The organism is Corynebacterium neomassiliense, from assembly GCF_900626215.1.
Taxonomy (GTDB): Bacteria; Actinomycetota; Actinomycetes; order Mycobacteriales; family Mycobacteriaceae; genus Corynebacterium; species Corynebacterium neomassiliense.
Map to the genome: position 1 here is coordinate 1,256,272 of NZ_LR131106.1, position 21,042 is coordinate 1,277,313.

General features: G+C 67.8%; 15 protein-coding genes. 8 read left to right on the plus strand and 7 right to left on the minus strand.

Features of this window, described 5'->3' with window-relative positions; all coding sequences use genetic code 11:
- Positions 1-15 precede the first annotated feature (15 nt).
- Together E0E18_RS05525 and E0E18_RS05530 are read left to right on the plus strand one after the other, a co-directional pair.
- Positions 16-1,416 carry a C1 family peptidase gene (locus tag E0E18_RS05525; RefSeq protein WP_130839648.1) on the plus strand — a complete coding sequence of 467 codons (1,401 nt, stop codon included), beginning with the start codon at positions 16-18 and terminating at the stop codon, positions 1,414-1,416.
- On the plus strand, positions 1,413-2,906 hold the full coding sequence (locus tag E0E18_RS05530) for a C1 family peptidase (protein ID WP_130839650.1): 1,494 nt from the start codon (positions 1,413-1,415) through the stop codon (positions 2,904-2,906). Before E0E18_RS05525 ends, E0E18_RS05530 begins: the two co-directional genes overlap by 4 nt.
- A 38-nt stretch (positions 2,907-2,944) precedes the next feature.
- On the opposite strand, the gene E0E18_RS05535 is transcribed toward E0E18_RS05530, so the two are convergent.
- Positions 2,945-4,021, minus strand: coding sequence for a CE1 family esterase (locus E0E18_RS05535; RefSeq protein ID WP_066583849.1), 1,077 nt, complete (start codon positions 4,019-4,021; stop codon positions 2,945-2,947).
- Positions 4,022-4,122: 101 nt separating this feature from the next.
- Between E0E18_RS05535 and E0E18_RS05540 the strand changes: the two genes are divergently transcribed.
- Both E0E18_RS05540 and E0E18_RS05545 read left to right on the plus strand, forming a co-directional pair.
- A complete protein-coding gene (locus E0E18_RS05540; protein WP_130839652.1) occupies positions 4,123-5,622 on the plus strand; it encodes a lipase family protein in 1,500 nt (499 codons plus the stop codon).
- Positions 5,623-5,789: 167 nt separating this feature from the next.
- Complete coding sequence (locus E0E18_RS05545; RefSeq protein ID WP_130839655.1) at positions 5,790-6,740, plus strand: MinD/ParA family ATP-binding protein; 951 nt, start codon at positions 5,790-5,792, stop codon at positions 6,738-6,740.
- 36 nt (positions 6,741-6,776) lie between these two features.
- Here E0E18_RS05545 and E0E18_RS05550 read toward each other — a convergent pair whose 3' ends face one another.
- Entirely contained in the window at positions 6,777-10,076 is a 3,300-nt protein-coding gene (locus tag E0E18_RS05550; RefSeq protein ID WP_130839657.1) for an error-prone DNA polymerase, read from the minus strand.
- Positions 10,077-10,189: 113 nt separating this feature from the next.
- Here E0E18_RS05550 and E0E18_RS05555 point away from each other — a divergent pair, with 113 nt between their 5' ends.
- From E0E18_RS05555 to E0E18_RS05570, 4 genes are all read left to right on the plus strand, one after another.
- Positions 10,190-10,795, plus strand: a complete 606-nt coding sequence (locus E0E18_RS05555) for a helix-turn-helix domain-containing protein (protein ID WP_110481078.1) — start codon at positions 10,190-10,192, stop codon at positions 10,793-10,795.
- Positions 10,796-10,900: 105 nt separating this feature from the next.
- On the plus strand, positions 10,901-11,791 hold the full coding sequence (locus E0E18_RS05560) for a MetQ/NlpA family ABC transporter substrate-binding protein (RefSeq protein ID WP_130839659.1): 891 nt from the start codon (positions 10,901-10,903) through the stop codon (positions 11,789-11,791).
- Positions 11,792-11,793: 2 nt separating this feature from the next.
- Entirely contained in the window at positions 11,794-12,867 is a 1,074-nt protein-coding gene (locus E0E18_RS05565) for a methionine ABC transporter ATP-binding protein (protein WP_130839662.1), read from the plus strand.
- Positions 12,864-13,574, plus strand: coding sequence for a methionine ABC transporter permease (locus E0E18_RS05570; RefSeq protein ID WP_066583867.1), 711 nt, complete (start codon positions 12,864-12,866; stop codon positions 13,572-13,574). The genes E0E18_RS05565 and E0E18_RS05570 overlap by 4 nt, the downstream gene beginning before the upstream one ends.
- Before the next feature lie 100 nt (positions 13,575-13,674).
- Here E0E18_RS05570 and E0E18_RS05575 read toward each other — a convergent pair whose 3' ends face one another.
- From E0E18_RS05575 to E0E18_RS05595, 5 genes are all read right to left on the minus strand, one after another.
- Positions 13,675-14,676 carry a sucrase ferredoxin gene (locus E0E18_RS05575; RefSeq protein ID WP_130839664.1) on the minus strand — a complete coding sequence of 334 codons (1,002 nt, stop codon included), beginning with the start codon at positions 14,674-14,676 and terminating at the stop codon, positions 13,675-13,677.
- A 9-nt stretch (positions 14,677-14,685) separates the two neighbouring features.
- Complete coding sequence (locus tag E0E18_RS05580; RefSeq protein ID WP_130839666.1) at positions 14,686-16,290, minus strand: Y-family DNA polymerase; 1,605 nt, start codon at positions 16,288-16,290, stop codon at positions 14,686-14,688.
- A 77-nt stretch (positions 16,291-16,367) separates the two neighbouring features.
- On the minus strand, positions 16,368-17,144 hold the full coding sequence (locus E0E18_RS05585; RefSeq protein WP_237559794.1) for a hypothetical protein: 777 nt from the start codon (positions 17,142-17,144) through the stop codon (positions 16,368-16,370).
- 251 nt (positions 17,145-17,395) lie between these two features.
- Positions 17,396-18,985, minus strand: coding sequence for a glutamine-hydrolyzing GMP synthase (guaA, locus tag E0E18_RS05590; protein WP_130839669.1), 1,590 nt, complete (start codon positions 18,983-18,985; stop codon positions 17,396-17,398).
- Positions 18,986-19,080: 95 nt separating this feature from the next.
- Positions 19,081-20,988, minus strand: a complete 1,908-nt coding sequence (locus E0E18_RS05595; protein WP_227871190.1) for an amino acid transporter — start codon at positions 20,986-20,988, stop codon at positions 19,081-19,083.
- Positions 20,989-21,042: the final 54 nt, after the last annotated feature.

A 21,042-nucleotide genomic window follows, 5' to 3' on the forward strand; every position in this document is an offset into this window, starting at 1 on the left:
GCGTATAACAGACTCATGCCTGATTTCACCCTCACCTCCGGCGTACTCGCCGGGCTGCGCAGTGCGGCCGACGACCCCGCTCTACGGATCGCCACCAATGCCGTCACCTCGACCGACGTGGACGGTGTCACCCTCAACCGGGCCGCGGTCACCTCGGTCGACCCGACGACCGAGGTGAAACTCGACTCACTTTCGGTGACCGACCAGAAGCAGTCCGGCCGGTGCTGGATGTTCGCCGGCCTCAACGTGTTCCGGCACCGTATCGCCGGGTCACTGGGCACCTCGGACTTCGAGTTCTCCGAGACCCACCTCCAGTTCCACGACAAACTGGAGAAGTCCTACCGGACACTGCGCAGACTTGACGAACTGTTCCGCTCCGGTGTCACCGACCTCGACGACCGGCTCGTCGCCGCTCTGCTGGCCCACCCCGCCGACGACGGCGGCCAGTGGAACTACCTGGTGAACCTGATCGGGAAGTACGGGGTGATGCCGAAGCAGGCCATGGGTGAGACCTACGCCTCCGGCCTGACCCGGCAGCTCGACTCCGCCCTGTCGACCACGGTGAGGGCCACCGCCTGGAAGCTGCGGGAGGCTGCACTCGGCGGGGCCGGGGCATCGTCCACCGAACCCCTGGTCCGTGCGGGAATGCGGGACGTCCACCGGGTCATCTCCGTCCACCTGGGAGTTCCCCCGGCCACCTTCACGTGGAAGTACCGGGACAAGGACGGGGAGTTCCACGACGAGGGCACCCTCACCCCGCTGCAGTTCCGCGACCGGGTCCTGGGAGACGACCTCACCGGAGGTCTGGACAACTACATCAGTGTCGTCAACGACCCCCGCGGGGAGAATCCCTACGGCGCGGCCTACACCGTCGCCGAAGAGACGAACATGTGGGGCACCCCGGACTTCTCCTACGTCAACGCCGACATCTCCGACCTGCGACGGATCGCGAGGGCGTCCCTGGACGCCGGGGAACCGGTGTGGTTCGCCTGCGACGTCAACAGGCAGTTCGCCGCGGCCCTGGGAATCTGGGACAGGGACCTGTATGAACGGGACGCCCTGTACGGCACCGACTCTTCCCGGGGAACCGGATCGTCGAAGGCGGAGCAGATGCGCAGCCGGGAGTCCCTGCTCACCCACGGTATGGTCCTCACCGGACACGACCCCGCCGCGGGTACCTGGAGGGTGGAGAACTCCTGGGGGACGAAGAGTCACGGTGAGCACGCGAAACTCGCCGGAGCCGGTTCGATGAAGGGCTACGGGACGATGACTGACGCCTGGTTCGACGACAACGTCTTCCAGATCGTCGCACACCGCAGGTTCATCACCACCGCCACCGGCGACGACCTCCCCGGCCTGTCCGCACTGGACCGTGGTGACACCACCGTCCTCCCGGTCTGGGACGCGATGGCATGACCGTGACCACAGACGCGACAGGCAGCAGGAGCACCACAGACACCGGAGACACCGGAGACTCCGGAGACAAGGAGAGCAGCGTGACAGTCACCGACACCGCCGGCACCACCGGCACAGTCACCACCGGCCCGGCCGGCATCAGCCCGGAATTCCTCGACGGGCTCAACAGCTCCGTGGAAGCCGATCCTGCATGGCGGACCGCACGTAACGCCGCGACCGCGACGGACATCAGCAAGATCACCCTCGACCGCAGCATTCTGGCGTCCACTGACCCCACCACCTCGGTTAAGGTCGACACGTGGTCGGTGACCGACCAGATGCGTTCCGGCCGGTGCTGGATTTTCGCGGGCCTGAACTCGCTGCGCGGGAACATCATCGCCGACACCGGGGTGAAGGACCTGGAACTGTCCCAGGCATGGCTGCACTACTGGGACAAGCTGGAGAAGGCCAACTACTTCTTCACCGCGATGGTGGAACTCGCCGACAGGCCGACTGACGACCGTACGGTCCAGCACCTCCTCGACCATCCCGCCGAGGACGGGGGCCAGTGGAACATGTTCGTCGCGCTGGTCGAGAAGTACGGTGTGGTGCCGAAGTACGCCATGCCCGAGACCTGGTCGTCGTCGCACACCGCGAAGATGAACCGTGACATCGCCACAGCCACTCGGACCGGTGCGCTCCGTATCCGCGAGACCGTCAACACCGGAGCCGGGGACGCCGAGGTCAGCCGTGTCCACCGTGAGGCCCTGGGGTCTGTGCACCGGATCCTCACCGCCCACCTCGGTGTCCCCCCCGAGGAGTTTGTCTGGCAGTACCGCGACTCCGACGGTGAGTTCCACCGGGAGGGCACCGTCACCCCGCTGCAGTTCGCGCGGCGTTACCTGCCGGACGATCTCGGGGAGTACGTGTGTCTCGTCAACGACCCCCGGGACTCGTCTCCCTACGGCGAACTGTTCACGGTGGATTACCTGGGCAATGTTGTCGGAGCTGATCCGGTGACCTACCTCAACGTGCCCCCGGAGGTTCTCCGGACGGTGGCGGTGGACGCCCTGGGAGACGGCAGGCCGGTGTGGTTCGGTTGCGACACGGCCGCCCAGTGTGACCGTGAGCGGGGGGTGTGGGACGCCCGGCTGCACGACTACACCGGTTTCTACGGGGTGGAACTGGGTACGGACGCGATGGACAAGCAGCAGCGTCTGCTCACCGGGGAGTCGCTGATGACCCACGCCATGGTCTTCACCGGTGTCGACCTGGATGAGGCGGGAAACCCGGTAAAATGGAGGGTGGAGAACTCCTGGGGGTCGAAGAACGCCGACAAGGGCTTCTGGACGATGAACGACTCCTGGTTCGGCGAGTACGTCTTCGCGCTCGCCGTCCACCGCGACCGGCTGCCTGAGGAATACCGGTCAGTGCTTGACAGTGGCACTGACGGGGCCCCTGCCCCGCACGTCCTGCCCGCCTGGGACCCCATGGGGGCACTGGCGGACTGACCTCCCGAGAAGACCGGCACAGAAGTACCGGGCTTTCCTCACCCCTGGAGCCGGTGGGAGCTGACGAACGCCCAGACCTCGGTCGTGGCGTCCAGCGAGTAACTGGTGGCCCGGGCGGCGTTGCTCGCCGCCCTTCTGCTGCCTGCCTCTGCACCGCCGGACGTGCCCGTGGCGTCCCCCGGCCAGGTATGTCCGCCGTCGCCGACGCGCAGGTGGACGACGTCACGGTCCCCGTCACACATGGGCCACTGGACCCTGCGGACGTCATCGGCGAGCGCGGTGGTCACCGGGTCCGGCGCACATCCGTTCCGGTCCGCGACCACCTCGGCGCGCTCCCGGGCCGGCTGGTAGACCGTCCCGTGCCGGCTGCCTCCGTTGTAGCCGATGACCGGGTCCTGTACACCGTGGATCTCGAGGAACGAGGTGGACGGCGTCCTGCAGTCCTTCCCTGTCCCCGGGTAGTATGCGCCGGCGACCGACGCCACCGCGGCGAAGGTCTCCGGCATCCGGCAGGCCAGCTTGGCCACGAAACCGCCCCCGTTCGACATGCCCGTCGCGTAGATACGCGAAGAGTCCACGTTGTAGGTGCTGTTCAACGCGGCGAGCATGTCACGGGTGAACCTGAGGTCATCACCGTCGGAGGTCTGCGAGTACGGTGCACCCTCCCAGGTGTTGCCCACCCCCTGCATGAACACGACTATCGCCGGCAGGTCGTCGAGGCGGGAGAAGGTTCGCATCTCCGAAGGGGTCTGTCCGTACCCCGGATATGCGAGGAGGACCGGGGTCGGGGTCCCCGGGTGGTAGTCCTCCGGCAGGGCCAGTATCGCCGACCGAGTCACACCCGCACTGTCCACTGTCACCCGTCCGGTCTCCCCGGGGGCGGGGCCGGTGAGTAGCTCACCCTTCCCGAGGTCGGCGGACACGGAAGCGGTGTTGTCGACAGCCGTCCGTGCCACCGTGCCGTGCCGGTAGGCTTCGAGAACCTCCGGTGCCTCACCGACCGCGGCACGGGAGGAGTAGACCGCGACACCGGCTGTCACCGCGAGCGCGACGACAGTGCCGGTGAGACGCAGACGATTCTTCCGGTGTGGGGTGGTCGGGTCAGCGTGTCGCACTCCCCCGTTCTATAGGCTCCAGGGACGGGGGTCAATGTGGCGTACATCAAAATGTTGATTATGAGGACAATGTTGTTTGGAAAGGTATATCGTCTTGGTCCATGACGTTTCTCCGATTCCGATCTGCCCCGGGTCACACCGGTACCCTCACCCGGGTTCTCGCCCGCCGTCACCCACGCCGGTCGGCACACCTGCACACGCACCGCTCCCCGACCGCTCCGCCGGTCCTGACCACCGCGCTCGCGGTGGCCACCGCACTCGCCGTGACAGTCTCGACCGTCACCCCCGCCACCGCCGGGGACGCCGGGGACGCCACGGTTCCCGGCGTCCCCCCGTCGCTCACAGCTTCCGACCCGACCATCGCGCTGCCCGCGGACGACCCGTTCTACACTCCGCCGGACCGGATCCCGGCAACCCCCGGATCCCTGATCCGCAGCCAGTTCGCCCCCCAGCTCCTCGACGCCTTCGACACCGGTGACGCCCCCGGCAGGGCGGACCGGATCCTGTACACCTCCACCACCCAGGACGGGGTGAAGGTCGCCACCAGCGGGGTGGTTCTCCAGCCCTCCGGGAAGTGGAACGGTCCCGGCCCGACCCCCACCGTCGTCTTCGCTCCGGGGACCCGCGGTGCAGGAGACCACTGCGCCCCGTCCCGTTCCGGTGCCCTGCTCGCCGGGGTCGGGACGGACAACGGAACCCTGAACCTCAACATCAACTACGAGTACCCTTTCCACGCCCTGGCTTCCGCACTGGGCTACCGGGTCGTCGTCGTCGACCTCATCGGCCTCGGAACCCCCGGTCAGCACACCTACGTCAACCACACCGAGGAAGGTCACGCCGTACTCGACGGTGCACGCGCAGGACTGGAGTTCGCCGGAGCACCGGCGGACTCACCCGTGGCGTTCTTCGGGTATTCCCAGGGCGGCGGTGCCGCGGCAGGGGCCGCCGAACTCGCGGCGTCCTATGCGCCGGAACTGAATGTGCGTGGCACGTTCGCCGGAGCTCCCCCCGGAAGGCTCGACACCGTCGCCGGGGCCGTCGACGGCAATCTCATCGCGGGTGTGCTCGGCTACGCCCTCAACGGCGTGTGGGCCCGACACCCGGAACTGGTCTCCCTGAAGGACGAGTACTTCAACGAGGAGGGCCACCGCTACGTCTCCTCCACGGCAGACGAGTGCATCATCACCTCAGTGCTCAACTGGGGTCTGCGGGACTCGCGCACTCTGACCCGGGACGGCAGGTCGTTCCCGGAGATCATCCGGGAGGATCCGCGCCTGCGCGACGTGCTGTCCGACACGAACCTGCGGCTGGGTTCACGCAGGCCCGCCTCCCCGGTTCTCATCGTCAACGGCAGAAACGATGACACGATCCCCTGGAGCCAGGCCCGGGACACTGCCGCCGACTACTGCTCGCTGGGAGCCACCGTGCAGTTCACCACGGAGGAGACCGCCTCGCTTCTCCCCCGCTCGGCGATCAACCATGCTGTGCCGTTGCTCACTCAGGCGGGCACGGCGTTCCGGTACATCAACGACCGGTTCAACAATGTCCCCGCCCCCTCCAACTGCGGGGAACTGACGGAGTCTGCCGGGTCCGTGGACTGAGTCCGTGGACTGACGGCCCGGCGGCGGGCCGGGGCTGCAGGGTCGGCGGTGGGCCGGCCTGTCGGACCGGCTTGTCGGACCGGATTGTCGGGGCCCGCAGGACCTCTGCCCCTGCCCGGGGGGTCTGAGCCTTCCGCCGTCGCGGACGGTACTGTACGGTCGTGCCCATGAACGGGGGAAATGACTGGGGAGAACTGGGACCGGATGATCTGCGGGGGGCGGTGGAAGCTGCGCCTCCGGGGGGATGGCGTCGTGTCGTGCACCGGCTGTCACGTGGGAGGGTGAATCCCGGCGAATCCCCACGGCAGGCGGCGGAGCGCGGGCTCCTCGACAGGATCAGGACGCCGCTGCGCGGCGACCACAGGATCGCCGTGATGAGCCTGAAAGGTGGTGTGGGCAAGACCACCACCACTGTCACTCTCGGCGGGGTCTTCGCCTCACTGCGCGGTGACCGGGTCGTCGCGGTGGACGCCAACCCGGACCTGGGGACACTGGCACGCAGGGTGGGGGAACCCCCGGACGCCCCGACCGTCAGGGATCTGCTGGCCGTGCCCGACTTCTCCCGTTACCCACAGGTGAAGGCGTGCGCCAGTCAGTCCTCCAGCAGGCTCGAGGTCATCGGGTCGGACCGTGACCCGGCGGTGTCGGAGGCGTTCAGTGAGGACGACTACCGCCGCGCCGTCGACATCCTCCAGCACCACTACAACATCATTCTCACCGACTGCGGCACAGGACTTCTCCACAGTGCGATGGCCGGGGTACTGGACCTGGCGCACACCCTGGTCCTGGTCACCTCCCCCGCCCTCGACGGGGTGCAGTCTGCGGAGGCCACCCTCGACTGGCTGGAAGCCCACGGGCGAGGTGCTCTTGCTGCGAATGCTGTGGTCGTGGTCTCCGGCGCCCGCCCCGGGCAGGCTGCGGTGGATCCGGCGCTGCTTGTCAGTCATTTCGGTTCCCGGACCAGGGCGGTGTGCCCGGTCCCCTTTGACCGCCACCTGTCCGAGGGGGCGGTGGTGGATCTCGCCAGGTTGAGGCCCGCGACCCTGCTGGCGTACCGGGAACTGGCGGCGACCGTGGCGGAGGACTTCACTTCCTGGCACCGCCACGCCGCCGTCTGAGGGCACCCCGTTTCCCGCTACCGGCGCCCTCACCTGTCACCGGAAGTCCCGGGAGCGTCCTGCCAGCACCTCGGCGGTCTCCAGCGCCGACAACTGGTCCGCGCGGACTGTCGCCGCCCCGTTCGCGTTCTCCACGATGCCCCGGACCATCAGCATCCCCGCCCCGGAAGCCACCGCCCTGCGTGCCCGCCACAGTCCCGGGGAGACCATCACGTTGACCAGACCTGTCTCGTCCTCCAGACCGAGGAAAGTCACCCCACCCGCCGTCGCGGGCCGCTGACGGTGGGTCACCACTCCGGCGACGAGGATGCGCCGCCCGTCCTCCACCGACAGCAGGGATTCCGCCGGAACCACCGGAAAGGGTCCGGGCCAGGCGTCGAGTGTCCTGCGCAGCAGTCGGACGGGGTGACCGTCAGTGGTCACCCCTGTTTCGGCGATGTCCGCGGCCGCCAGTTCAAGGGCACTCATGCCGGGCAGCGCCGGTGTGGAGACCACGGAGATGCCGGGGAGCATCCCGGGTCTTTCCGTGGCCGCCTGGCCCGCCGCCCACCCCGCCCGGCGACGCGTCAGCCCCAACGAGTCGCAGGCTCCTGCACGTGCCAGCGCCTCACCCTGGTCGCCCCCGAGCCCGGCCTCCCTGGACAGGTCCGCCGCCGTGCGGAACCGCCCCACCTTTCTCCTCGCCTCCACCAGCGCTTCAGCAACCCCGGTACCGATGCCGCGGACGGAGGTGAGCCCCGGGCGGATGCCGCGGACGAGGGCACCGGGCTCCCCCTCCTGTCCCCGGCCGTCAGCGTCACGGACCGTCTCGACCGTCGCCCCGACGCCCGAGAAGTTCACCTCGACGGGCAGGACGGGGACACCGTGGCGTCGGGCGTCGGCGATGAGTGACTGAGGGGAGTAGAAGCCCATGGGCTGGGCGCGCAGCAGTGCCACACAGAACTCCGCCGGATAGTGGTACTTGAACCATGCGGAGAAGTACACCAGTGAGGCGAAGGACTGGGCGTGGGACTCCGGGAAACCGTAGGAGGCGAAGGCGACGACTTTCTTCCACAGACTGTCGGCCACCTCCCCGGTCAACCCGTGGAGCCGCTCTGCCCCGGAGAGGAACCGTGAACGCATCCGCTCCATCTTCTGCGGTGAGCGTTTCGACCCCATGGCCCGGCGGAGACTGTCCGCCTCGGCGGCGCTGAATCCGGCGACGACCACCGCGATCTGCATGAGCTGCTCCTGGAACAGGGGGACGCCCAGGGTCCTCCTGAGCACCGGTTCCAGACAGGGGTGGTCGTAGGTGACGGGTTCCTCACCGTTCCTGCGTCGTATGTAGGGGTGCACGGACCCTCCCTGGATCGGCCCCGGACGGATGAGCGACACCTCGACGACCAGGTCGTAGAAGGTCCGTGGCCTCAGCCGGGGAAGTGTCGCGAGCTGGGCACGGGACTCCACCTGGAAGACGCCCACGGCGTCCGCCCTGGCGAGCATGGCGTAGACCTCCGGGTCGGTGGGAGCGAGCTGCCACAGTTCGATCCTCTTGCCGGTGGTCTCCTCCACCAGGTCGACACAGTGGTGCAGTGCCTCGAGCATGCCGAGTCCCAGCAGATCGAACTTCACCAGTCCGACTGCCGCGCAGTCGTCCTTGTCCCACTGCACCACCGAGCGGTCCGCCCGGCGCGCCCACTCCACCGGGACGACATCGGAGACAGGGCGGTCACAGATCACCATTCCACCGGAGTGGATGCCGAGGTGGCGAGGTTGTCCGAGCAGCCGGGAGGCCAGGTCCGTGACCGGCGCCGGCGGGTCCTCCACCCCCCGGGACCAGGCGTCCACCCGTCCAGGGTCGTGTCCCAGGGCGCGCGCGGCATCCCTCAACGCACCTTTACGCCGGTAGGTGATGACATTGGCGACCTGGGCGGCGTAGTCCCTGCCGTACCTGTCGTAGACGTACTGGATCACCTCCTCACGTCGGGTGGACTCGATGTCCAGGTCGATGTCCGGAGGACCGTCCCGCTCCGGGGAGAGGAACCGCTCGAACAGCAGGTCCGCTGCGACGGCGTCGACGTTGGTGATGCCGAGGGCGAAGCAGACGGCGGAGTTGGCCGCCGAACCACGACCCTGGCAGAAGATCCCCGATCTGCGGCAGAAGTCGACGATGTCGTGGACGATGAGGAAATACCCCGGGAAGTCGAGCTGCTCGATGATGGCCAGCTCATGGTCGATGACTTCCCGGGCCCGCGGGTTGGTCTCCTGCGGGCCGTACCGTCGGTCCGCTCCTCTGCGGGTCAGTTCCCTCAGCCACTCCATGTCACTCCAGCCGTCGGGGACGTCGGCGTGGGGCAGGCCGGGAGCGACAAGGTTGAGCGTGAAGGCGCATCCTGCGGCTATCTCCGCACTCCTGACCACGGCGTCCCTCAGCCAGGTGCAGTCACCTGCGGCGTCCAGCATCTCCTCCCCCGACCGCAGCCACGGCCCGCCGAGCGGGTGGGTTACCGGGGATGCGGCGGTGACGTCGGTCCTGCCGTTCAACGCGGCCTTCGCCCCCGCCAGCCGGGAGGACGCCGGGGTCGGGCAGGTCACGGCACCGCTCACCGTCTCCCTGACACCGTGTGCCTGTGCCAGCCCGTGGAGGGCCAGGTTCCGGTCGACGTCCTCCGGGCTCATGGTGAGCTGCAGTTCGATGACACAGCACTCCGCTCCGAAGGCCTCGATGATGTCCGTCACCCCGGCTCCGCTGTCCAGGTGACCGTGGTCGATGAGCACGGTCCAGTGGCCGCCGGCGGCGTCAGCCAGTTCCGACAGTCCCGGGTAGGTGACGGTGGCTTTGTCACGGTGCCCGCCCGGGCCGAGTCTGGCCCGGGTGATCACGTGGGACAGTCTGCGGTACCCCTCCGGTCCCCGGCAGAGCACGGTCAACGGTGCCGACCCCGGACCGTTGACACTGAGCTCCGCTCCGAAGACCGTGGCGGGGCCGCAGCCGGTCCGGGAGATGTACCCGGCGGCCGCGGTGGCGAAACGGGCGGCACCGTACAGGCCGTCCCTGTCGACCAGTGCCAGGGCGGTGAGGCCGAGGGACGCCGCGGTGGCGACCATCTCCTCCGGGTCTCCTGCACCGCGGAGGAAATTGTAGGATCCTGCGGCGTGGAGTTCTGCGAAAGGCACCGGTGCTGCCGCACCGGTGTTCCGGCGGGCAGGGCCGGTCAGGTCGGCGGACACGTCGGAGTTCCAGAGGGTGTCGCGTCCGCTCTCCCCCACGCCGACGGCATGCAGTGGTCCGGCGTCCTTCCCCGAGAGCAGTCTCTCCAGACGTGACCAGTTGAGCGGACCACCACGACTGAACATATGTTCGAATATAGCATATGTGCGGAAGCCTTGGCGCGAACCGCTTCTCCCGGCGCTGCCGGAGATACGGGAACGGGGGACAGGAAGAGAGGAAAGCAACTAGGGTTGCCGGAATGGCACAACAGCACCGCACCGACCACCTGCTGGACCGTGTGGGACCCCGCCTCCGGGCGACCCGCACCGCCCGCGGGCTCACCCTCGCCGACGTCTCCGAGGGCACCGGGATCTCACGCAGCACCCTGTCCCGGCTCGAATCCGGGAAACGTCGCCCCTCCCTCGACCTTCTCCTCCCCCTCGCCGAACTCTTCCGGGTCTCCCTCGACGACCTCGTCGGCTCACCCGGGACCGGGGACCCGAGGATCGACATCCGGCCACTCACCCGTGGCGGAGTGGTCCACCTCGACCTGGGAGGGGAGGGACCGGTCTCGGCACACAAGACGGTGATCCCCGGGACCCGTCGCCCGCAGGACCGGGTTCCGGACATGCGGTCCCACCCGGGACGGGAGTGGATCTACGTCCTCGCCGGCACCCTGAGACTGGTCCTCGACGGCCATGAATACACGGTGGAGCCCGGGGAATCCGCGGAGTTCGACTGCACCCTTCCCCACTGGTTCGGCGCCGGCGGCCCGCAGGCCGTGGAATACCTCGGCCTCAGCAGTCGCAGCGGCGAACGGGTGCACCTGAACGCCACCGTGCCGGACCCCTCAGAATCAGCGTGAAAGGAACTCGACTAGACAGAGCGGTCCGTTAAACGGTAGTACTACTACAATCATCCGGACACTTCCGGATCTGACGTCCAGGCACCACCCAGCACAGGAGAATCCATGCATATCCGCCGTACCCCGCTGTTCCGCAAGGCCGCAGCCGTCGCAGTCACCCTCGGTCTCGTCGCCGGCATCACCGCCTGCGCCTCAGACGGATCCGACGACGACGTCATCACCATCGGCTCCACCGAAGCGGACAAGAGCCAGTGGAAGGTCTTCCAGGAGAAGGCCAAGGCAGCAGGTCTCAACGTGGAGGTCAAGGGGTTCACGGACTACAACATCCCGAACAACGCCCTGTCCGAGGGCGAACTGGACGTCAACCAGTTCCAGCACCTGCTCTTCCTGGCCGACTACAACGTGAACTCCGACGCCGATCTCGTCCCCTTCGGCGCCACCGAGATCTTCCCGCTCGGCCTGTACTTCAAGGACGGCAGCACCGTCGCCGACGTGGAGAAGGCCGGGGAAGTTGTCATACCCAATGACTCGACGAACCAGGGCCGTGCAATCAATGTCCTGGTCCAGGCAGGACTCGTCACCCTGAACAAGGACGGTCTGCTCACCCCCACCCCAGCTGACGTGGACGCCGCGAAATCCAAGGTCAAGATCACCGCAGTTGACGCATCCCAGACCGTCGCCGGGTACCAGGACGGCAAGCCTGCCGTCATCAACAACAACTTCCTCGAGGGCGCGGGAGTGACCGCCCAGGAAGCCGTCTTCAAGGATGACCCGTCCAAGCCCGAAGCACAGCCCTACATCAACGTGTGGGTCACCACTGCGGACCGGAAAGACGACGAGAACTACCGGAAGCTCGTCGAGATCTTCCACGACCCGGAGGTTCAGGAGGCGGTCCAGAACGACACAAACGGTTCAGCTGTCGAGGTGAACAACTCCGCCGAGGAACTCCAGCAGATCCTGACTGACACCGAAGCCAAGATCAAGGAACAGAACTGACCATGAGCGACGCCGTGGCCACACCCCCGGACACTGCCGCAGCCCGGACCGGCACATCCGTCGAGTTCCGGCACGTCAACAAGACCTTCCGCCAGGGAAAGAAACAGATCGTCGCTCTCGACGACGTCTCCATCGACATCCCCGGCGGGTCGATCGTCGGCATCATCGGCTACTCCGGTGCCGGCAAATCGACCCTGGTCCGCCAGATCAACGGACTGGACGTCCCCGACAGCGGCGAGATTCTCCTTGACGGGAAGAACATCGTCGGATACTCGGAGCGGCAGCTGCGGGACATCCGCCGCGACATCGGCATGATCTTCCAGCAGTTCAACCTGCTGACCTCCCGCACAGTTGCAGGCAACGTCGCCTACCCGCTGAAACTGCAGGGAATCTCCCGTCAGGACCGGGAGACACGGGTCGCGGAACTCCTCGAGTTCGTCGGACTGGCGGACAAGGGGAAGTCATGGCCTGAACAGCTCTCCGGCGGGCAGAAGCAGCGCGTGGGCATCGCCCGTGCCCTGGCCACGAACCCCTCCCTGCTCCTGGCGGATGAGGCGACCTCCGCACTCGACCCCTCCACGACCCGCGAGGTTCTGGAACTGCTGCGCAAGGTCAACGAGGAGTTCGGGATCACCATCGTCGTCATCACCCACGAGATGGAGGTCGTGCGCACCATCGCGGACACTGTTGTGGTGATGCAGCAGGGCAAGGTTGTCGAGAAGGGCAGCGTCTACGAGGTCTTCTCTTCACCGAAGACCGACGTCGCCGCCAACTTCGTGGCCACCTCACTGCGCAACACCCCGGACCTCATCGAGGCATCCGACCTCAACACCGGGGTGGGTCGCCTGTTCACCGTCACGATGAAGGAGGGGGCAGGGTTCTTCCACGCCGTGTCCGAAGCTGAGCGTGCCGGCGTGAGCGTCAACATCGTCCACGGCGGTGTGACAACGCTGCAGCAGCACTCCTTCGGCCGTCTCACCGTGCGGATGACCGCCACGGACGACGCCGGAGAACGGGCAGTCGACGAGTTCCACCGCTCCCTGTCCACCACGACCGAGATCGAGGAGATCCGATGACCGGCACAGACACCTCCGGTGTCCTCGACACCCTCATCCTCGCCAAGGACACCGACTGGGACTACCTCAGCCCCATCTTCCGGGACGCCATCGGGCAGACGCTCTACATGGCGATCTGGGGACTGGTCGGCGGTGGCCTGGCCGGTCTCGTCATCGGTCTCCTGCTCTACACGACCCGCAGCGGCGGGGTGCTGGCCAACCGCCCGGTGTTCTGGATCCTCAATCTGCTGGTCAACATCGTCCGTCCGGTCCCCTTCATCATCCTGCTGACCGCCCTGGGACCACTGACGAAGATCGTCGTCGGCACGATCCTCGGGATCAACGCCGCCACGTTCGCCATCATCATCGCAGCAGCCTTCGGCGCCGCCAGGATTGTCGAGCAGAACCTTGTCGGCATCGACCCGGGGGTCATCGAAGCTGCCCGTGCGATGGGCGCGTCACCGCTGCGGATCATCTTCACGGTGATCATCCCTGAAGCGTTGGGCCCACTGATCCTTGGCGCGACATTCATGTTCATCGCCATCGTCGACATGTCCGCGATGGCCGGTTACGTCGGTGCCGGCGGACTGGGCGACTTCGCCATCCAGTACGGTTACCGCGCCTTCGACAACAACGTCACCTACGTCACCCTGGTCGCGATCATCATCATCGTCCAGGTTGCCCAGCTCTTCGGCAACTGGCTGGCCCGGAAGATCATGCGCCGCTAGGTGCGTCAGTCTTCCCCGGAGATGTTCTCCGGGCCGGGGCTTTTCCGGGATTGATCCCGCTCCTGCCCCCCATTCAGAACAGCTCAGACGCCCGGCGGAGTCACCGCCGGGCGTTGTTGTCGTCCACGTCGCCGGCAACTGAGACAGCCACCCAGGACTTCCCTTCCTTCGGCCTGTCACCACAGGAGGAGACGACAGGGTAACACCTCTGTGATTCCAGGGTGACCGACCAGGTGCGTGCCTGCCCGCCACTGTCCGGCACAGCAGGTCTGGTCACGTGCACCACCTTCGTCGCCGCGCGTCCTCCGCTCTTCCCGGCCGAGGACGACTGTGGACTGTCCGGACCCGGTTCGACGACCAGTTCACCCGGGGCGGCGGGGCGTCCGGCGTCTCTGAGGACTTCGGCGACAGCGAGCTCCGCGACCTGACCCGGAGCTCCCAGGGTTCCCCGTCCCCGGTTCCCCTCGACCGGCAGTTCACCGGCGAGGACGGTGGCGAACATGTCCACGGCCCGGTCGGCGTCGAGGGTCCCGAAGGAGTAGTTCCACGGCAGAAGGATCATCGACGGAGCGAAGCGGTGTCCTTTCGTGTGTGAGGACTCCCAGACCAGCCCGGGGAACTTCCGTGCCAGTGCCGCCGCCGTCGGGCGTCCTTTCACCGCACAGCACCGGTCCCTCCTGCCGTGGGTGCAGACGAGCAGCAGAGGGTCACTGACTTTCTCCGCCCCGGGGGTGTGACCCGGTGTGGAGAGATCAACCTGCGTCAGCTCCTCCGGACCTGCCAGCTCCATCTTCTCCAGCACCGGCACCGCTGTGGAGGCGTCTGCGATGAAGAGTGTGACACTGCCGTGGTCCTTCTGCCCCTCCCGTCCGGGCCTGCGGATGAACTGCAGCTGTGCCCTGTTCGCCTTGAGCCAGCTCTTGATCTGTGCGGAGAGCTCTGCCCCCAGTGCTTCACCGTCGAGGATGTCCCTGCCCCAGCCTCGTGGATGCTCCAGTGCGAGGGTACGGGCCCCGGTTCTGGCTGTCCCCGGCAGGGGTTCCCGGGTCTGGTCGGAGCACAGTGCGGGGATTCCTGACCGCGGGTTTCGCGTTGTGGACATATCTGCACTCTAGTAGCTCGCCTCGATGATCCACTCACTTCCCCGACAGCGCAGAAGATGCGCCGCCGGCTCGTCGGTGGCGACCTGCAGCCGCGCGCACCGGTCCGCCTCCTGCGGGTTCCACCACCGCTCGTCGACAGGCCAGGGACCCGCCCAGCCGGTGACGGCACAGTCCCGGTCCCGGACGCGCAGCACTGCAGGCGGCGAACTCACGGCACCACGCCCGGTGACGACAATGTCCCGGCCGTCCACCCCGAGCAGGCGGACCGGTGTCTCTGCAACAAGTCCCGGCAGAGGGGCGGGAAGCTCCCCCTCCCACCTGCGTGTGGGCAGTGAGCGGATCTCCTCCGGATCCTCCTCCCCGTACGGTACGGTGACCACCCTGCCGACAACCCCGTGACCTCCCCGGAGAACCGGCCGCAGGACCGCCCGGGTGCCGATGAGTGCCTGGGCTCTGGCGGCGGCGGCACGCGCGGACCGGAGACCGTCGTCGGTCCCTCCCCACAACGGCTCGGCGATGCTTCCTGCAGGAACACACTCCACCGGGGTGAGCGTCACCGCACGTACCCCGTAGAGTCCCTCTCCCCCTTCTTCTGCCCCGTCATCTCCGGCAGACAGGATGCCGGGAATCTCTCCTGCGCGGGTACGGCCCCGGGAAAGACCCCGGGTCAGCCAGCCCTCCAGCTGCCACCGCACCCTCTGTGCCGTGTCCTCCTCGGTCAGCGGTTCCCTGCACCGCCAGAGTCTCTCCACCGTGTGTGGCCCGGTCCAGCCTGGAGGCGGGGCGAGGACAGCGGTGACCGCCAGACGCAGGCAGGCAGTTCCGGTGTCCGCGAGCGAGGAATGCAGTCCGGCGGCGGCCCGACGGGCGAGAAAGGCGGCCGTCTCCGTGGAACACACCGGCTCCTCCGGCTCCACCGTCACCCGGGGAGGGCCGGAGACGTGCACGGGTGACACGGTCCTTTCCGGCTCCCCTGCGGCGGCACGGTGCCAGGCCGCGGCCACTGCCCCGAATCTTCCGACGACATCCCGTCGGGGAAGGGCCGCGAAATCCGCCAGAGTCCGGATCCCCAGACCGGAGAGGGTCTCCACCATGGCCACGGGCGCCCCGAGCACCGGTTCCGAGACCAGTACACCGAGCGGCAGTCCCGCAAGCCAGGACGCTGACCCTCCCCGAGGGACGTTCACCCCCTCAGCTGCCGCCCATACGGCTGTGACCAGTTCGTCCGCCACCCCGGCGAGACAGTCCGCCCCGGCGCGGGCGGCAGCGTCCACCAGCAGTTCCACGGCCCGGCTCTCCGAACCGTAGTAGCGGGTCAGGGACCGGGCAGGGACCGCGACCAGTCCCGGCCGCAGGGTCTCGACCGAAGCAGTGACCTGCTCCAACCCGGCGAGAACCTCCTCATGCGCCGCCCCTTCGGCACTCCGGTCGACGTCCCCGATGTTCAGCGAGGGGCAGATACCCAGGGCATGACGGGCCTTCATCCCGGTGACCACGCCGCTGCGCCGGGCGGCACCGTTGGCTGCGATGATCCGGTGGTCTTCCACGACCGCAGCCGGCGCGAGCAGGTCCCATCCCCTGGCACACGCGGCCACGTACACCTGCCAGTCCATGAACCGCAGGACAATGGTCCGGTTCCCGGGGCCTGTCACAGAGCCGGGACCGGTACCGCGACCTCTCCCCTGTACGTTCACTGCGCCCTCTCCAGCACTCCGGGTTCCTGCACTCCGGGTTCCTGCACTCCGGGTTCCTGTACTCCGGGTTCCTGCACTCCGGACAGTGCCTCATCCTGGACACCGGTCCGCTGTGCCGGGGTACCGACGCACTCCCGGAACGTCACGGGCGGCTGCCCCTGTCCGTGGGCGCTGCCGGACACCGTGACCCCACGGATCCGGCCGGACCCCCGTCCCAGTCCGGTCACCCCGTCGATCCTCCAGTCCAGATGGAGCCTGGCACCCGGCCATCCCCCACAGACCACCAGGGCACACCGGCTTCGCCGCAGCCTCGCCTCCACCGGGCGTGCCGCTGTCGGGGTGACAGGCATTTCCGTGCGGTGCACAACCAGGTCGAGCCCGTCGACGAGGGTTCCCAGCACTGCTCCGGTGTGGGGGGCCGGGTCCGGTACGACCACGGTCCGGTCCAGGTCTCCTCCGGCAGCTGCGACCGCGGCCAGTGCCAGACGGGGCCAGCCGACGACAGCCGCACATCCGCCTGCCGCGGTCACCGCAGAGACCAGTTCCACCAGGGCGGTGGGGCAGGCGGTCACGTCGGTGACAGCACCGCGTGGCAGGCCGCCCCTGACAAGGTGACGGCCCAGCCACTGCGGTACCACCAGTGAATCCTGCTCCTGCAGGGGGGCGACGGCGGGTGCCGGGGCGACCCCCTGCCCTCCCCCGGCGATGAGCGTGATACGACGACGCAGGTCATCGACCACATCAGCGATCGGAGAGGTTCCGTAGTCGGACATTGCAGCCACGGAGAAGACCTCCCTTCATCCCTGTTGAACTGGTGTTTCACGTCCCCTTTTTCTACACCGGGAACCGGAGGGGAGCGTCCCGACTCTCCCCAGTTATCAAACACCTGTTCTATAATATGGTCAAGCTGTCTCCTCCGGCTGTCTGTCGTTCCCCGGCACGGAACCGGAAAGACCCGGCCGGAGACGTCCTGCAGTGCAGAGACGATCCGACCGGGCCTCACCCCGGACGACGCCGGGAGGCGTCACTCCCACTCGATGGTTCCCGGCGGCTTGCTTGTCACGTCCAGGACGACACGGTTGATCTCAGCGACCTCGTTGGTGATCCGGGTGGAGATACGCTCCAGCGTGTCATAGGGGACGCGGGTCCAGTCGGCGGTCATGGCGTCCTCACTGGTCACCGGCCGCAGCACCACAGGATGCCCGTAGGTACGGCCGTCGCCCTGTACGCCCACGGAACGGACGTCGGCGAGCAGGACGACAGGGCACTGCCAGATCGTGTCGTCCAGCCCCGCAGCTGTGAGCTCCTCACGTGCCACGGCGTCCGCCGCCCGCAGGATCTCCAGCCGCTCAGCGGTGACCTCACCGATGATGCGGATCCCCAGACCCGGGCCGGGGAACGGCTGACGGTTCACGATGACCTCGGGCAACCCCAGCTCACGCCCCACCGCACGGACCTCGTCCTTGAACAGCAGACGCAACGGCTCGACGAGGGTGAACTCGACATCGTCCGGCAGTCCGCCGACATTGTGGTGGCTCTTGATGTTCGCGGTACCGGAGCCACCGCCGGACTCCACGACATCCGGGTACAGGGTCCCCTGCACGAGGAAGTCGACGCTGGAACCCTCGGGGGCGTCGGCGAGCACACCGGCGACAGCACGCTCAAAGGAGCGGATGAACTCCGCGCCGATGGCTTTGCGCTTGGCCTCCGGGTCAGTCACCCCCGCCAGCTTCGACAGGAACGCCTCCCGCTCATCCACGGTGACGAGCCTGGCTCCGGTGGCGGCGACAAAGTCATGCTCGACCTGCTCCCGCTCTCCCTGCCGCAGCAGACCGTGGTCGACGAAGACACAGGTCAGACGGTCTCCGATGGCGCGCTGGACGATGGCGGCGGCGACAGCGGAATCCACACCGCCGGACAGGCCGCAGATCGCACGGCCGGTCGGACCGACCTGCTCACGGACAGATTCGATGAGCTGCTCGGCGATGTTCCCGGCGGTCCACGTGGGCTCCAGGCCCGCGATGTCATAGAGGAAGCGGGTGAGGACCTCCTGGCCGTGCGGTGAATGCAGCACCTCCGGGTGGTACTGCACCCCCGCCATCTGCTTCGCCACACATTCGAAGGCCGCGACCGGGGCACCCGCGGAATGCGCGGTGACCTCGAAGCCTTCGGGAGCCTCCGAGACCGCGTCCCCGTGGCTCATCCAGACCTTGTGGGTCTTCTCGAAACCGGAGTGCAGTCTCCCGCCGTCGACGGTGACGTCGGTACGGCCGTACTCACGGTCACCGGTACGGGAGACCGTCCCCCCGAGGGCGTGCGTCATGGCCTGGAAGCCGTAGCAGATACCGAATACGGGGACGCCGAGATCCAGCAGCCCCGGCTGCAGGGCGGGGGCACCGTCGGAGTAGACGGAGGAAGGCCCTCCCGAGAGAATGAGCGCCGCGGGATTCTTCGCGGCGATCTCCTCGGCGGACATGGTGTGCGGGACAACCTCGGAGTAGATCCGGGCTTCACGGACGCGACGGGCGATGAGCTGCGCGTACTGGGCACCGAAGTCCACCACGAGAACCGGACGGGGACTGCCCGGGGAACCGGGATTCTGCGAGTGTGTCACGCCGCTCACCTTACCTGACGCCCGCCCGCCGCCCGCGCGGGCTCCCTCCCGACGGTGGACCGGCCGGTGGACCGGCCGACAACCTGGGCGGCGGACTACCCGACATGGACCCGGGGACGCCGGGATTCGTCCGGCTCCGCCCTGCGAAGGATCTCCCGTGTCACCGCCGCATTCTCACCCCGTCCGACGGCCAGGAAACGCAGCATCTCCCGTACCGGCGAACCTGAACCCCACCCGAAGTAGAGGTCCGGGACAACCCCGGTGAACTCCCGGATGTCCAGGGCGAGCGCCGCGACAGCGTTGGGCACCGCCGTGGCCGCGACCCGCAGCACCGGCACACCGTCGACAGAACTCCCGCTGACCTCCAACGGCCGGGAGAAGGCGCTGGGGTCGCGGACAGTGATCTCCAGGAAGACCAGCGGACGGTCGTCGACCAGCCGGTTGACACTGCGCACCTGCCGGTCGCAGCGACCGTAGCCGCCGTCACCGCCGTCATGGGTCACCGCGTGAGGGACCAGCCGCAGCTCCCCGGAACCGGCGACCGTGGCACGCAGGATATTCTCCGCGGCGCGGTCGTAGCGGACCTCGTTGCCCCGCAGCTCCAGGGACCGGCCCACCCGGGACACCGCGGAGACCAGGAGGATACCGAGGATGAACCACACCGCCACCCGGACGCCGTCCGGACGCTCAAGGACATTGGCCACCAGGGTGTACCCCAGGACCACCGCGACCACGGAGAACAGGCCCCGGAGCCGACGTTGGCCCGCGCGTGAGGCGGACAGGGTCACCGCCACCGCTCCCGAGGTCAGCAGGACCAGGACCCCGGTAGCGTACGCACCCGACTGGGCGTCGACGTCCGCCCGGAAGACCAGAACCAGGACCACCGCCACAGCGCTGAGCACCACCACCATGGGGCGCGACCTGCGGGCCCACTCCGGGGCCATGCCGAACGCAGGAAGATACCTGGGGATGAGTGCGAGCAGCCCCGCCATCGCCGACGCCCCGGCGAACCAGAGGACCGCGATGGTCGCGGTGTCGTAGACATTGCCCACCACGTCTCCGTACTGTTCATGCGCCAGCCAGGCCAGTGCCCTGCCGTTGGCGTCCCCTCCTGCGGCCAACTGCTCACCGGGCACCAGCATCGTCACGCACAGGGACGAGGCGATGAGGAAGGCGCTCATGACAAGGGCGCTGACGAGCACGAGCCGCCGTCCGAGCCGGATCCGGGACTCCCGGGGACGGTCCGGGTCCGTCGGACGGATCAACGGCATCACCGACACACCGGTCTCGAATCCGGACAGTCCCAGCGCAAGCTTCGGGAAGACGATCACGGCGACAGCGATCATCGCCCAGGGAGACGAATGACCCGCCTGCAGTGCACCGGTCCAGTCCGCGACATGGCCGGGTTCAGTGACGATCCGCCACAGCCCGCCGACCAGCACCGCAGCAGTCAGCCCCAGGTAGACGGTCACCAGCACCACGGAGACCCTCACGGCCTCGCGGAAGCCCCTGAGGAACACGGCCGCCAGGGCGGCGACGAGTGCGAGACTCACCGGTATGACCCACGGATCCGAGGAACTGCTCAGCAGATGGGTCGCCGCGTCCGACGCCGACAGTGACACAGTGATCATGAAGTCGCAGGCGGCGAAGCCCAGGAGAACCAGGATGAGCAGTTTCCCCTTCCACCCCGTGACCATGCGCGCCAGCATGCCGATCGAACCGAGTCCGTCCGGCGACTCCCTGGCTATGCGCCGGTAGACCGGGACAGCCCCGCACACCGTGACGACAACCAGGATGACAGTGGCGACCGGGGCGAGCGCGCCGGCGGCCGCGACGGCGATGCCGGGTTGGTAGCCGAGGGTCGAGAAGTAGTCCACACCGGACAGGCAGAGCACCTGCCACCAGGGATGACGACTGTCCCTGGCGGGGGTACGGAGAGGCCCGGGATTCTGCGCCGTGAAGGCGTCGAGGCGCATGGGTGACGCGCCCTGTGCATTCTGCATGAGCGGAAAAAGTACGCCGCTCACGGTCACCGGACAAGATACCGGAGACAGTGA

Excerpts from the sequence above, each read along its gene's own strand:
- E0E18_RS05525 (WP_130839648.1), top strand. The coding sequence starts at position 16 with ATGCCTGATTTCACCCTCACCTCCGGCGTACTCGCCGGGCTGCGCAGT.
- E0E18_RS05530 (WP_130839650.1), top strand. The coding sequence starts at position 1,413 with ATGACCGTGACCACAGACGCGACAGGCAGCAGGAGCACCACAGACACC.
- E0E18_RS05540 (WP_130839652.1), top strand. The coding sequence starts at position 4,123 with ATGACGTTTCTCCGATTCCGATCTGCCCCGGGTCACACCGGTACCCTC.
- E0E18_RS05545 (WP_130839655.1), top strand. The coding sequence starts at position 5,790 with ATGAACGGGGGAAATGACTGGGGAGAACTGGGACCGGATGATCTGCGG.
- E0E18_RS05550 (WP_130839657.1), bottom strand. The coding sequence starts at position 10,076 with ATGTTCAGTCGTGGTGGTCCGCTCAACTGGTCACGTCTGGAGAGACTG.
- E0E18_RS05555 (WP_110481078.1), top strand. The coding sequence starts at position 10,190 with ATGGCACAACAGCACCGCACCGACCACCTGCTGGACCGTGTGGGACCC.
- E0E18_RS05560 (WP_130839659.1), top strand. The coding sequence starts at position 10,901 with ATGCATATCCGCCGTACCCCGCTGTTCCGCAAGGCCGCAGCCGTCGCA.
- E0E18_RS05565 (WP_130839662.1), top strand. The coding sequence starts at position 11,794 with ATGAGCGACGCCGTGGCCACACCCCCGGACACTGCCGCAGCCCGGACC.
- E0E18_RS05570 (WP_066583867.1), top strand. The coding sequence starts at position 12,864 with ATGACCGGCACAGACACCTCCGGTGTCCTCGACACCCTCATCCTCGCC.
- E0E18_RS05575 (WP_130839664.1), bottom strand. The coding sequence starts at position 14,676 with ATGTCCACAACGCGAAACCCGCGGTCAGGAATCCCCGCACTGTGCTCC.
- E0E18_RS05580 (WP_130839666.1), bottom strand. The coding sequence starts at position 16,290 with ATGGACTGGCAGGTGTACGTGGCCGCGTGTGCCAGGGGATGGGACCTG.
- E0E18_RS05585 (WP_237559794.1), bottom strand. The coding sequence starts at position 17,144 with ATGTCCGACTACGGAACCTCTCCGATCGCTGATGTGGTCGATGACCTG.
- E0E18_RS05595 (WP_227871190.1), bottom strand. The coding sequence starts at position 20,988 with ATGCAGAATGCACAGGGCGCGTCACCCATGCGCCTCGACGCCTTCACG.